Here is a 12,728-nt window from a genome sequence, read left to right as displayed (position 1 = left end):
AGGAGCGGTGACGGCGGCTTTGGAGCCGCCGTCGTTCAGAAGCCGAGGTCCTTGATCACGCCGTCGAAATTGTCGCCGAGTTCGTTGTTGGCCTTGGCCAGCTTGTCTTGCGGCACACCCGCGAGGTAGCCGTCGATCAGGCGCTGGTAGTTGCTGATCATGCCCTCGCGGTCCTTGGAGAGGCGCATGAACTCGAATCCCTTGGCGTGCAGCCCCTGCTGCTGGATCGGGATGTTCGAATAGTCCTGACGCGGGATCGGCGGGAAATCCGCGCTGTCGAAGGGCAGGACGGTCGGCTCCATCACCGGATCGGGCTCCTCGCCCTTGGGGAACTGCGTCAGCGACCAGATCTCGAAGAAGCAGTGTTCGGGCCCGAGCGGACGGATGCGGTAGGCCGAGAACGAGGTGAAGGTCGGCAGCAGGAAGTAATGCGGGAACAGGAACTCGACCGCGTTGACCGGGTCGGACTGCTTGACCTGGATGAGATCGGGCACGTCCTCGCCGCGCTCCTGCAGGGTCTTGGTGATCGCGCCCATGACCATGCCGAACCACATCTGCATGGCGGCGGCGGGATCGTCCTGCGGCAGGCCGTCGATTGGCACCGAGCGCGCGATGTCGACCTCCTTTTGATGGATCATTCCAGCCATGCCTTCGCTCAGGAGCTGCATGCCGTCGAGCTGGGCTTCGATCATCTCGGCAAGGTTGGTCGGCGCGGGCGCGGTCTTCACGTCGTCGATCCCGCCGTAGCGTTGGGAATAGAGCTCGGGGGTGCGATAGTGGAGCTGCGGATGCGTCTGGAGAACGTGGTAGCCTTCCATGAAGGCCTCCATCGCGATCTTCCAGTTCGCCGGAAGCACGGTGCCGTAGTGCCACTCGGCCCGCGTCTTGTGGAGCCCGTTCGCCTCGAGCCGGTCGGCCACGGGGCCGAGCGATTCGCGCAGGCTCGGCGCGTCATCGTCGAGATTGATCCAGGCGCAGCCGCCCCAGGTTTCGACCCGGCAGCCGATCAGGTGGATGTCGTCTTCCTCGAGCTGGCGCTCGGAGAAGATCTGCTCGGCGTAGACGAGCGTATTCTTGCCGTCCATGTTCCAGCGCCAGCCGTGGAACGGGCAGATGAAACCCTTCTTCGCGCAATTGCCGTGCGCGGTGGCGTGCGAGCAGTCGACCGTGGTGCCGCCCGCGAACGGCACGCCGCGGTGGCGGCAGGCGTTGTGCCAGGCCTTCACCCCATCGGCGGTGCGCACGATGATGACCGAGGTGCCGACGTTGGAATATTCGACCCAGTCGCCGATCTCGGGGATCTGCTCGAGCCGGCAGGCCATCTGCCAGACGTGCGGCCACAAGTGGTCGAGTTCCGCCTGGTAGAATTCCTGGTCGTAATAGCGCGGCGCGGGAATGCGCTCGGGATCCTCGATCGGGAAAGGCACGGACCGCAGTCCGCCGTCAGCTGATTTGAGCACTCTCACACCTCTCTGGAACGCGAGTCTTGTTATACTGAACAAGAGTACAGCACCGGGGCGACCGTGCAATGGCCTGAGCCGCAGGCTGTATCGCTGGTGCGGTTGTTGGCCTTGTTTGTGGCGGCAGCACCGATGCGGAGCTGCCCGCGCAGACAAACGCGCTGGCCGCAAGCATGCGGGTGCGCGCTTGATGGCGGCGCCGCCATCGCCTAGCCCGGCGGCGAGGGAGGACGTTCCGGTGCTTCATGACGACGCGCGGCCGACGACCGGCGTGCAGGGCGGCCGCGTGTTCGCCGCTCCGTGCTTGCGCATCGCCGGTGCTGCCGGGGAAATGCCGCTCAACACCATCGCCGAGAAGATTCTGGGCTTGCCGCAGGGCCGCCGTCCCGACAAAGGCATGCCATTCGATGAAGTTCCGGCCTGAACAACCAGGAGACCGCAATGGCATTCAAGACCCGCATCACCGAAATGCTCGAGATCGAGCACCCCATCGTTCAGGGCGGCATGCAAGGCGTGGGCCTTGCTGAACTCGCGAGCGCGGTCTCGAATGCCGGCGGTCTCGGCACTCTGACGGCGCTGACGCAGCCGAGCCCGGAGGCGCTGCGCGAGGAGATCGAGCGCTGCCGGTCGATGACCGACAAGCCCTTCGCGGTGAACATCACCGTGCTGCCAACGATCCTGCCGCCCGACTACGCCGGCTACGCCAAGGCGGCGATCGACGGCGGGGTGAAGATCTTCGAGACGGCGGGCACCCAGCAGGTGCGCGAGATCTGGGAAATGGCCAAGCCGCACGGGATCAAGATCCTGCACAAGTGCACCGCGGTGCGCCACGCGCTCTCGGCCGAACGGCACGGCTGCGACGTGATCTCGATCGACGGCTTCGAATGCGCCGGCCACCCCGGCGAGGACGATATCCCGGGGCTGATCCTGATCCCCGCGGCGGCGGACAAGGTGAAGATCCCGATGCTTGCCTCGGGCGGTTTCGGCGACGGCCGCGGGCTCGCGGCGGCGCTGGCGCTGGGGGCAGAGGGCATCAACATGGGCACGCGTTTCTGCGCCACCAAGGAAGCGCCGATCCACGACAACATCAAGGCGCTCTACGTCGGTAACGACGAGCGCGGCACCAACCTCATCTTCCGCAAGTTCAAGAACACCGCGCGGGTCGGCAAGAACTCGGTCTCGGACAAGGTCGTCGAGATCTCGGCGCGGCCCGATTCCGAGTTCGAGGACATCAAGCACCTCGTCGCCGGGGCGGTCGGCCGCGAGATGCTCAAGAACGGCGATGTCGATGCCGGCATCTTCTGGGCGGGCATGGTGCAGGGCCTGATCCACGACATTCCCACTTGCCAGGAACTCATCGAGCGCATCGTCGGCGAGGCGCGCGAGATCGTCACATCGCGTCTCGGCGGAATGCTGGCCTGAACGGAGCGAAACAGATGGACTACAAGTGGATCACCTATGCCCTGACCGACGGGGTCGCACGGATCGCGATGGACGATCCCAAGACGATGAACGCGGCGAACCCCGACATGGGCTTCGAACTCGTCGATGCCTTCGACCGCGCCTCGGCCGAGGCGCGCGCGGTGTTGCTGACCGGCGAGGGCAAGGCATTCTGTTCCGGTGGAAATCTCGGTGCCGCGGCGAAGATCCTCGGTGATCCGCGCCGCGATTTCGGCGAGCAGCTCGAACTCTCGCTCAACGCCGTGCTGGTCGCCATCAAGCAGATCGAGATGCCGGTCGTCACGTCGATTCGTGGCGCTGCGGCGGGTTACGGCGCCGGCCTCGCGGCGGCGGGCGACATCGTCGTGATGGGCGAGGGCGCTTATTTCTATCTTGCCTTCCGCCACGTCGGCCTCGTTCCGGACGGCGGCGCGACCTGGCTGCTGAGCCGCGCGGTCGGCCGCGTGCGGGCGATGCAGCTCATGCTGCTGGGCGAGAAGCTTTCGGCTGCGAAGGCTCTCGATTGGGGGCTTGCGACCAAGGTCGTCGCGGATGACGATCTCGAAGACGCGTCCATGGCGATGGCGCGCGAGCTTGCGGCGGGGCCGCGCTCGCTCGGCATGATGAAGCGCATGGCCTGGGACGCGCTCGACGGCAGCTTCGAGGCCGCGATCGACACCGAACGCCGCATGCAGCGCGCGGCGGGGCGCAGCGACGACTTCATCGAAGGCGTCACCGCCTTCGGCGAAAAGCGCAAGCCCGTGTTCAAGGGGACCTGATCGGCGGTCAGGTATCCCGCGCGGCCTTTGGGGGAGGGGGCATGCAGACGACAGCGACCGATATAAGCAGCGAACCCGGTCCGCTCACGCAAGCGGTCAGGGCCTTCGTCGCGGCGCAGGGGCGCGTGCTCGCGGCGGGCGTCAGCTCGCCCGAGGACTGGGCTCCGGTCGCCGAGTTCGTCGCGGTGGATCGCTTCAAACGCGTGGGCGCCTATCTCGAGGAGCTCGACTGGGACCAGTACCGCGCTTTCCTCACCGGTTGGGCCAAGGGCGGCACGCGCTTCGAGATGACCGAGTACCGCGTCACCGAGGCGGGTGACAGCGTGTTCCAGGAGATCGAGGAACGCCACTGGCGTGGCGACACCTTCATCCGCAAGAACGTGATCGCGGTCTACCGCTTCGATGGGGACGCCCGCATCGTCCATCTCGACATCTACGAGCAGGCGACCGACAGCGGAAAGTGGATCGCCGAGGCGGCCGACGCTGCGACGGCGGCCGGTTGAACCGCTTCGGGCTGGCCGGGCGGCCTTCCCTCAGACGATCTTCGCTTCGCGCAGCGCGGCGATGCCTGCCTCGTCGTAGCCGAGTTCGCCCAGCACTTCGTCTGTGTGCTCGCCCAGCATCGGCGGCGCCAGGCGGATCGTTGCCGGGCTGGCCGACATCTGCGCGAGCGGGCTGCGGATGAGATCGACGTAGCCCGCTGCCGCGAAGGCGTGCGGGGTGCGCGCGCGCAGTTCGCGGTACTGGACCTGCTCGTCCTCCCAGACGTCGGGCAATTCGTTGTACCTTGCGGCCGGAATGCCCGCGCCGTCGAGCTTGGCCTGCACTTCGGCCTGGGTGAACTGACGGCTCCATGCGTTGATGATGTCCATCAATTCGGCGCGGTTGGTCTTGCCGCGCTTGAAGTTGGAATCGAAGCGCGGATCGGTGAACAGCTCGGGCTGCTCCATCAGCACGGTCAGCCGGCGATAGTGCTCGTCGGTGCCGGCGGTGAGATAGATGATCCCGTCCGAGCAGTAGATGAGGTCGGCAGGACCACCGCCGTTGCCGCCGTTGCCGAGCCGCTGCGGGGGCACGCCCGAGATCAGGTAGTCCTGCATGATGTGGCTGACCATCGCCACCGAGGTGTCGAGCAGCGCGATGTCGATGTACTGTCCTTCGCCCGACTGCGCGCGGTAGAGCAGCGCGCCCATGATCGCGAGCGCGGTGTTGTGGCCGGTGATGAAGTCGACGAGGCTCGGCCCCGCCTTGAGCGGACCCGCGCCCGGCTGGCCATCGGGAATGCCGGTCACCGCCATCATCCCGCCGGTCGCCTGGAACAGACCGTCGTAGCCCGGCAGCGCCGCCATCGGGCCGGTCTGGCCGAAGCCCGTCACCGAACAATAGATCAGCCGCGGGTTGATCTCTTTCAGGCTCTCGTAATCGAGCCCGAAGCGCGCGAGGTCGCCGACCTTGTAGTTCTCGATCAGCACATCCGCGCTCTCGACCAGCTTGCGCACGATCTCCTGGCCCTCGGGCTTGGTGTGGTTGAGCGTGACCGAGCGCTTGTTGCGGTTGGAGACGGTGAAGAAGCTCGACTGGCGAGTCTCGATGCCGTCCTTGCCCTCGACCCAGGCGGTGCCGTAGCCGCGCCCGTCGTCGCCGACGCCGGGGCGCTCGAGCTTGATCACGTCGGCGCCCAGGTCGCCCAGGATCTGCGCGCCGACCGGCGCGGCGAAGACCCGGCTCATGTCGATAACCCGGATTCCGTCCAGTGCGCTCTTGCTCATCGTCGCGATCCTCTCCGCCAATCTCGTGCCCCTTGGATTCGCCCGTGTCCCTATACCGCCTTTCCGCGCCGGTGAAGGGGTTCTGCGCAACAGTGTTGTCCATTGAATGCCTCGACACGGGGGCGCCGCCGTGGCTATGACCGCGACGCGAACCGTGCCCGGCCCAGCCCGGGCACAGCGAGGAGAGAGACATGATCGGATACGCGCTCGTCGGCAGCAACGACTTGCCCAGGGCCCTGGAATTCTACGATGCGCTGATGCCGGTGATCGGCGCCGGCAAGGTCTTCGATCATCCCAGCGGCGGCCGCGTCTACGGCGCGGCGCCCGACAAGCCGATGTTCGGCGTCGTCGCCCCCTTCAACGGAGAGCCGGCGACCGTCGGCAACGGAACCATGATCTCGTTCCTGCTCGACACTCCTGATCTGATCCGCGCGATGTACGACAAGGCGCTCGAACTGGGCGGCAAGGACGAAGGCGCGCCGGGCTGGCGCGGGCCGGAAGGCGGCTTCTTCGGCTGTTATTTCCGCGATCTCGACGGCAACAAGCTGTGCGCCTACCGCACCGGTCCCGAAGCCTGAGGCGGAGAGCGGCGTGAACGAAGCAATGAAAGTCGCGATCATCACCGGCGCTGGCAGCGGCATCGGCCTGGCGACCGCCAAGCTGCTCGCCGCGGACGGCATGGCCATCGTCGGCGTGGGCCGCAGCAAGGACAAGCTGGCGACGCTGGAGGCGGAGATCGGTGATCCCGACAGGGTGCTCGCGATCTCGGCCGACGTCACCGATCCGGCCGCGCCGGGCCGGATCGTCGAGCAGACCCTGGCCCGCTTCGGACGGATCGACTGCTTGGTCAACAACGCGGGCGTGGGCAGCCCCAAGCCGCTCGACGAGACCGACGACGAGACGCTCGACGGCTTCCTCGACGTCATGCTGGTCGCGCCGTTCCGGCTCTGCCGCGACGTCATTCCCCATCTCGGCGAGGGCGCGAGCGTGGTCAACGTCACCTCCACGTTCGCGCATATCGGCGGGCGGCGCGGGGGCGCCTATTCGGCGGCGAAGGGTGGCCTCAAGTCGCTGACCGAGCACATGGCCTGCGAATACGGCCCGCGCGGCATCCGCTCGAACTGCGTCGCGCCCGGTGTCACGCGAACCGAGATGGTCGCGCATCGCTTCGAGGACGAGGCTTTCAAGCGGATCAACGTCGAGACGACGCCTTATCCCCGGCTCGCCGAGCCCGACGACATCGCCAGCGTCATCGCGTTCCTCTGCCTGCCTGGCAGCGAGATGATCAACGGCCAGTCTATCGTCGTCGACGGCGGCTGGACCGCGACCAAGTACCTCAGCCCGCGTGTCACCCGCACCAAGTGGGTCGAGCCGGACGAGGGGTGATTCTGGCCCGATCGTCGCACGCCGTGACCGGGACGCGCCGCGCGAGGGCATGCCGGCGAATGACAGGTTGGGGGCCGGTTCGCATGCTCGCGGCCAATCGCGGAAATGGTGCGCGTTCGGTATCGGTCCTCGGCCCAAGGGGTCAAGCCGGCGCCATTGCTTCGGATCACCGTCTCGGAGATACTCGGGCAAAATCAATTCGGGAGACGTGCGCATGATCCGGGGCATCCATCACATCGGCATGAACTGCCGCGATCTGGAGCGAATGAAGCGTTTCTATTGCGAGGCGTTCGGCTTCGAGCCGGTCGATGAGAATGGCTTCGCATGGTCCGACGAGCCGGTCATGGACGTGATCGTCGACGTCAAGGGTTCGGCCGCCAAGGGCTGCATGCTGCGCGCCGGCCAATGCTACATCGAGATGTTCGAATACGCCGCGCCGCCACCCGAAATCGACAGGCCGCTGCGCCCCAACGATCGCGGCTATACCATTTCTGCATCGACGTGACCGACATCGAGACCGACATGGCCCACCTCAGAAAGTGCGGCATGACCTTCAACGAGCGTGACTGGGTCGATGCCGGACACGTCAAGACGCTCTACGGCTACGATCCCGAAGGCAACGTGATCGAGATTCAGCAGTGCATGCCGGCGAACGGCTTCACGCTCGAGGAACTCAAGGCCCGCGCCGATGCGGCCTGACCGATGTGGCCAGATGACCGCGGAAGTCCGACACCTGCCCGCAACGCAGCGCGGAGCGGGGTAGTTTGAACGCAAGGAAGGAGCAGGCGCGGCGGGAGTTCCGGCGGCACTGGACGCTGGTTTTCGCCGCCGCGATCGGCTTTTCGTTCACTTCGGTGATGACCGCCGCGACAGGGCTGTTCATCGCGCCGATCAGCGCCGAGTTCGGCTGGAGCCGCGCGCTCGTTTCCTCGGGCGTGTCGATCGCGGCGGTGCTGACCTTCCTGTTCTCGCCGCTGTTCGGAATCTTCATAGACAAGTGGGGGACGCGCCGCATGGCCCTGCCGGGGCTCGTGCTTCTGGCGCTGGTCATCGTCTCCCTGAGCGGCCTCACGGGTTCGACCTTCCAGTGGTTCGCGATCTGGACTGTCTACGCCATCGCCGCGCTGGCGACCAAGTCGACGGTGTGGACGGCGGCGGTCAACAGCACCTTCGATGCCGGGCGGGGGCTCGCGCTGGGACTGGTGCTGAGCGGCTCGGCGCTGGCGCAGGCGATCACGCCTCCGCTTGCCAACTGGCTGATCCTTGCGTTCGGCTGGCGCATGGCCTTCGTCTGGCTCGGCGCGGGCTGGGGCACGCTGGCGATCCTGCTCTGCCTCATCTGGCTGCGCGACGGCTACGAGGCCTCGCGCAAGGCGCCCGCCGCGGCGTTTCGCGATCCGGCCGCGAAGACGCCCTTGCTCGACGTACCGGGGCTTTCGGTCCGCGAGGCCTGGCGCAGTGCCGCGTTGTGGCGAATCTCGATCTCGACCTTCGTGATCATGACCGCGACCATCGCGCTGATCGTGCATCAGATCCCGATCCTGAGCGAACTGGGCGTCGATCGCACGACCGCCTCGACCTATGCGGGTATCGCCGGTCTGACGGGCATCGCGGGCAAGCTGATCACCGGCGCCTTGCTCGATCGCTTCGCGGCGCGCTGGGTCGGCGGCCTGACCATCGCGGCCACCTCGCTGAGCTTCGTCCTGCTGCTGACGCCCGGCGCCCCGGTCTGGGCGGTCGTCACCGCGCTGATGATCAACGGCTATGCGGGCGGGACCAAGCTGCAACTCGTCGGCTTCCTGACCGCCGCCTACGCGGGCATGCGCAAGTTCGGGACGATCTTCGGGGCCATGGCCAGCCTGATCGCGGCCGGTTCGGGGCTCGGCCCGGTGCTCGGCGGTGCCATCTTCGATGCTTTCGGCACCTATGCGCCGATGCTGTGGGGCGGTTTCGGGCTCACGCTGTTCAGCGCCTTCCTGCTGTTCGGGCTCGGCCCCTATCCCGACTGGGAGGAAGTAAAGGCCGGGCAGGGGACCTGAGCGCTCACCCCCAGTCGGCGACGCTGCCGCGCGGGATGATCCGCGGTTCGAGCGCGACTTTGCCCAGGCTCGGCGCGTCCGGAAGCAGCAGCGCGCTGGCCGTCCGGCGCAGCGCCCTGTTCCAGGGCAAGCTGACGGAGGCGAGCGGCGGCGAGGTCGCCGCGCCGCTGGCCTCGTTGCCGAAGCCCGCGATCGAGACTTGCCCGGGAACCGAGATGCCCAACTCGACCGCCGCGTGGAGCGCGCCTGCGGCCATCGCATCGTTTGCGGCCACGATCGCGCTTGGCCTGGGGCTCAGCTCGAAAAGGAGCCGCGCCGCGACCACGCCCGACGCGAAGGTGCCGTCGCCGTCCTCGATGAGCGCCGGGCCCCGGTCGAGCTCGTATTCGGCCATCGCGTCGAGATAGCCGAGTTCGCGCTGGCGGGCGGCGGGCGAGCCCTCTGGTCCGCCGATATAGGCCACGCGGCGGTGGCCGCGGCCGATGATCCAGGCGACGAGTCCGAACATCCCGAGCCGGTCGACCCGCAGGCTCTCGGCGTCGAGCATGTCGCCGCCGATGCAGGGGCATCGCAGGTCGTGCGCGATCGCGGCGAGCGCCTGCGGTTCAGCAAGGTCGGGCATCAGCACGAGCGCATCGGGCTGATGCCGTGCGATGAAGGCGTGCAGCGCCTCGTCCCGCGGTTCGGTCAGCAGGCAGAAGCCGAGCACTTGTCCGGCGGCTTGCACCACGTCAGCAAGGGCTTGCACCGCTTCGCCCAGTGGGACGGGGTCGATCCTGTCGCAGACCAGCGCGATCATGCGGAAACGAAGGGCGCCGGACGCACGGCTCGGGCGTGCAACCTCGTATCTGGGGCGTTCATCATTTCGCGATGGCCCGAAACCGGCGCATGCGAAACGCCGGGTCGCTCCGAATCGGATCGATTGGATGGGCCGAGTGCAGATTTGCACTTCCGCCGGCAGGTGCTAGAGGCCGCAGATGCCTGGGGATGCTCAATGACGGGGTCGCAATCCGCGCGGCACTACGGAATGGACTGGCTGCGCATCGCGGCGTTCATCCTGCTCATCTTCTACCATATCGGCTTCATGTTCACGCCCTGGGGCTATCAGACGCCTTCACGCGGCGTGGTCGACGGCGTGGCGGTATTCCTGCTCGCGCTGAGTCCCTGGCGCTTGTCGCTGCTGTTCGCGATCTCGGGCTACGCGAGCGCGGCGATGCTCGAGCGGCAGCCGGGCAGGGGCACTTTCCTGCGCAACCGCTTCATGCGTCTAGCGGTGCCGCTGGTTTTCGGCATCCTCGTCATCGTTCCGCCGCAGCCCTGGGTCGGCATGATGCGCGATACCGGATATTCGGGCGGCTACTACGAGTTCCTGGCCCACTACTACCGCGCGTTCAACATGGTGGACGGCATTCCCGTGCCGCGCTGGATTCATCTCTGGTTCGTCGCCTACCTGCTCGCCTACACCGTCGCCTTCTGCGGCCTGCTGGCGTTGCCCGAGGCGCTGCGCGCATGGCTCGCGCGGCTGTGCGAGCGAGTGCTGGCGGGACCGCTGCTGCTACCGCTGCCGATCATGTGGATCTTCGTCATGCGCCTGCTGCTGCGCGACGGCTGGACCGACACGCACAATTTCGTCAACGATTTCGCCGCGCACGCCTGCTATTTTCCGATGTTCCTGTTCGGCGTGCTGCTCCGCCGGTCCGAGCCGCTGCGCGAGGCGATCGCGGGGCAGTGGATGCTGGCGAGCGTATTCTCGCTGGCGGGCTATGCCGTGATCTTCGTGATCAAGACGGTCTATCCCAACAATACGCCGGTTCCCGCCGATCTCGACCCGCTGTTCATGGCGGCGCGCGCGGTGCTCGGCTGGGCGGCGATCGTCGCGCTGTTCGGGATCGCGGACCGCTACTGGAACCACGACGCACCCTTGCGCGCCACGCTCGCCGAAGCGGTGTTTCCGTTCTACATCGTGCACCAGACGGTCTATATCGGTGCGGGCTGGCTGATCAACGACGCCGGGTTCGGCGCGCTCGGCGAGTTCCTGTTCCTCGTCGGCGCGACCGCAATCGGGTGCGTGCTGTTCTATCTCATCGGCCGTGAGATCGGCCCGCTGCGGCCATTCATCGGGCTTGGCATCGAGCGCAAGGTCGGTCGGCGGCGAGCCCAGCCCGCCGCCCCCTGATCCGCGTCAGTCGCGCGCCAGCAGCAGCGCTGCGGCGAGCGGCCCGCCGCCCGAGGTCGCCACCGCCACTTTCGGATCGCCGGGAATCTGCCGCTCGCCGCCCACTTTGCGCAATTGCGTCACCGCTTCGTGCGCGAAGCCGAAGCCGTGGAGGCGCCCCGAGCCGAGCTGCCCGCCGCTGGTGTTCATCGGCAGTTCGCCGTCACGCGCGATCCGCGTGCCGCCCTCGACGAACTCGTGCGCCGATCCCTTCTCGCAAAAGCCCAGCCCTTCGAGCCATGTCAGCGGCAGGAAAGCGAAGCCGTCGTAGAACTGCACGCAATCGACGTCGTCGGGGGTGTAGTCGGTGTGCTTCCACAAGTCCGGGCCGGTGTCGTAGGAGGCGGGCCATTCGACCTGGTCCCACGAATAGCGATCGACCGAGCCCGCCATCGCCGCGACGCGGATCGGCGTCGCGGTCACTTCGTCGAGCGCATCGCCGGCCGAAACGATGATCACCGTCGAGGCGTCGGAAAAGCGGTCGCAGTCATAGAGGCACAGCGGCGTCGAGATCATCCGCGCGCTCATGTACTTGTCGAGCGTCAGCTCTTCCTTGGTGATCGCCCGCGCGCGCGGATTGGCCATGGCGTTCTTCGAGGCGTTGATCGCGATCTGGCCGAGCTGCTCGCGCGTCATGCCGTAGCGATGAACGTGCCGCGCGGCGTACTGCGCTGTCCAGCAGGCCGCCGAGGTCGCCCAGAAGGGACTGGTCCACTGCTGCATGCCGGTGACCGTCTTGGCGCCCATGCCCGCCATGTAGGTCTCGGGATCGGCCATGCCGCCCGCCTCGTAGACGGTGCGGAAGCACAGCACATGACGGCACAGGCCCTGTTTGACCGCCATCGCCGCCATGCCGATCGCCGAGAGCTGCGCGGGCTGCTCCATCGCGCCCATCTGCCACTTCGACTTGATCCCCAGCGCTTCCATGACCTCGTCGGTGCCCACCGGCGAAAAGGCAAGATAGCCGTGGCTCTTGCCCGGATACGAAAAGACGCCGTCGATCTGCTCGAAGGTCAGCCCCGCGTCGGCGACGGCCTCGCGCGCGGCGTCGAGCGTGAGCAGCAGCGGATGGCGCGGCAGTCGCACGCCGACTTCCGACTGGCCGATACCTGTGATGTAGGCTTCCTGCGCCATGGTCAGTCCGCCTTTTCGAACAAGGGATAGAAGATGCCGTCCTGCTCCTCGAAGACGACGCGGACCGGATCGTCGAAGGCGACCTCGTCGACTTCGCAATTGACGATATTGGTCGTCAGATAGACGCCGGGCACACCATCGAGGCGGACGCGCGCGATCACGTACGGCACTTCCAGGCCCTTGGCCCAGGGTTGATGATTGACCGACATAGTCTCGACCGCGCCGGTGCCCGCGACGGCCTCGGGTGCGACGTTTTCCGACTGGCAGTGGCGGCACAGGATCTGCGGCGGGTGCGTATACTGGCCGCAGTCGCCGCACCGGGTGATGTTGAGTTTGCCCTCCGCGCCGCCCGTCCAGAAGGCACGGTTGGCGTCGTCGAGCTTCGGCACGGGCCGGGGTGGGTTCATTGCTGGGTCCTCTCCGCTCTTGCGCGCGACCTTCGCACCGGCGGCGGCGGCGTCAAGCGGCGGCGCGGGTTCATCGCGGAGGCGTATCCCTCGCTTCGC

General features: G+C 67.0%; 15 protein-coding genes. 10 read left to right on the top strand and 5 right to left on the bottom strand.

Annotated features, from left to right (window positions below; genetic code table 11):
* Positions 1-35: 35 nt before the first annotated feature.
* A complete protein-coding gene (locus tag B2G71_RS16935) occupies positions 36-1,460 on the bottom strand; it encodes an aromatic ring-hydroxylating dioxygenase subunit alpha (protein ID WP_098107839.1) in 1,425 nt (474 codons plus the stop codon).
* A gap of 238 nt (positions 1,461-1,698) precedes the next feature.
* On the opposite strand from B2G71_RS16935, the gene B2G71_RS16930 reads away from it, so the two are divergent.
* From B2G71_RS16930 to B2G71_RS16915, 4 genes are read left to right on the top strand one after another with little or no spacing between them, the layout of a single operon-like run.
* Positions 1,699-1,884, top strand: coding sequence for a hypothetical protein (locus B2G71_RS16930; protein ID WP_206049436.1), 186 nt, complete (start codon positions 1,699-1,701; stop codon positions 1,882-1,884).
* 17 nt (positions 1,885-1,901) lie between these two features.
* Positions 1,902-2,882, top strand: a complete 981-nt coding sequence (locus B2G71_RS16925; RefSeq protein WP_098107837.1) for a nitronate monooxygenase family protein — start codon at positions 1,902-1,904, stop codon at positions 2,880-2,882.
* A gap of 14 nt (positions 2,883-2,896) precedes the next feature.
* A complete protein-coding gene (locus B2G71_RS16920; RefSeq protein ID WP_098107836.1) occupies positions 2,897-3,679 on the top strand; it encodes an enoyl-CoA hydratase-related protein in 783 nt (260 codons plus the stop codon).
* Positions 3,680-3,720: 41 nt separating this feature from the next.
* On the top strand, positions 3,721-4,182 hold the full coding sequence (locus tag B2G71_RS16915) for a hypothetical protein (RefSeq protein WP_098107834.1): 462 nt from the start codon (positions 3,721-3,723) through the stop codon (positions 4,180-4,182).
* 30 nt (positions 4,183-4,212) lie between these two features.
* Here B2G71_RS16915 and B2G71_RS16910 read toward each other — a convergent pair whose 3' ends face one another.
* Complete coding sequence (locus B2G71_RS16910) at positions 4,213-5,448, bottom strand: CaiB/BaiF CoA-transferase family protein (protein ID WP_098107833.1); 1,236 nt, start codon at positions 5,446-5,448, stop codon at positions 4,213-4,215.
* A 191-nt stretch (positions 5,449-5,639) separates the two neighbouring features.
* Here B2G71_RS16910 and B2G71_RS16905 point away from each other — a divergent pair, with 191 nt between their 5' ends.
* The 5 genes from B2G71_RS16905 to B2G71_RS16890 all read left to right on the top strand — a co-directional run bounded on the left by B2G71_RS16905 (position 5,640) and on the right by B2G71_RS16890 (position 8,873).
* Entirely contained in the window at positions 5,640-6,026 is a 387-nt protein-coding gene (locus B2G71_RS16905) for a VOC family protein (RefSeq protein ID WP_098107831.1), read from the top strand.
* A 25-nt stretch (positions 6,027-6,051) separates the two neighbouring features.
* Positions 6,052-6,834: an SDR family oxidoreductase gene (locus B2G71_RS16900; RefSeq protein ID WP_098107830.1), complete on the top strand. Its 783-nt coding sequence runs from the start codon at positions 6,052-6,054 to the stop codon at positions 6,832-6,834.
* Positions 6,835-7,048: 214 nt separating this feature from the next.
* On the top strand, positions 7,049-7,339 hold the full coding sequence (locus B2G71_RS24550) for a VOC family protein (protein WP_240530198.1): 291 nt from the start codon (positions 7,049-7,051) through the stop codon (positions 7,337-7,339).
* Between the two features lie 17 nt (positions 7,340-7,356).
* Positions 7,357-7,533, top strand: coding sequence for a hypothetical protein (locus tag B2G71_RS24545; protein WP_240530197.1), 177 nt, complete (start codon positions 7,357-7,359; stop codon positions 7,531-7,533).
* A 65-nt stretch (positions 7,534-7,598) separates the two neighbouring features.
* Positions 7,599-8,873, top strand: a complete 1,275-nt coding sequence (locus tag B2G71_RS16890; protein ID WP_240530196.1) for an MFS transporter — start codon at positions 7,599-7,601, stop codon at positions 8,871-8,873.
* A 4-nt stretch (positions 8,874-8,877) separates the two neighbouring features.
* Here the strand turns inward: B2G71_RS16890 and B2G71_RS16885 are convergent, their stop codons facing one another.
* A complete protein-coding gene (locus B2G71_RS16885) occupies positions 8,878-9,672 on the bottom strand; it encodes a substrate-binding domain-containing protein (protein ID WP_098107828.1) in 795 nt (264 codons plus the stop codon).
* 195 nt (positions 9,673-9,867) lie between these two features.
* On the opposite strand from B2G71_RS16885, the gene B2G71_RS16880 reads away from it, so the two are divergent.
* Positions 9,868-11,049 (top strand): acyltransferase, encoded by a 1,182-nt coding sequence (locus tag B2G71_RS16880; RefSeq protein ID WP_098107827.1) that lies wholly within the window; start codon positions 9,868-9,870, stop codon positions 11,047-11,049.
* 6 nt (positions 11,050-11,055) lie between these two features.
* Here the strand turns inward: B2G71_RS16880 and B2G71_RS16875 are convergent, their stop codons facing one another.
* Positions 11,056-12,222: a thiolase family protein gene (locus B2G71_RS16875; protein ID WP_206049434.1), complete on the bottom strand. Its 1,167-nt coding sequence runs from the start codon at positions 12,220-12,222 to the stop codon at positions 11,056-11,058.
* A 2-nt stretch (positions 12,223-12,224) separates the two neighbouring features.
* The gene (locus B2G71_RS16870; protein WP_098107826.1) at positions 12,225-12,629 is read right to left on the bottom strand and encodes an OB-fold domain-containing protein; all 405 of its coding nucleotides are present in this window, start codon (positions 12,627-12,629) and stop codon (positions 12,225-12,227) included.
* Between the last annotated feature and the right edge of the window lie 99 nt (positions 12,630-12,728).

Source organism: Novosphingobium sp. PC22D, assembly GCF_002556635.1.
Taxonomy (GTDB): domain Bacteria; phylum Pseudomonadota; class Alphaproteobacteria; order Sphingomonadales; family Sphingomonadaceae; genus Novosphingobium.
This window is presented reverse-complemented; position numbering and strand designations above follow the sequence as displayed.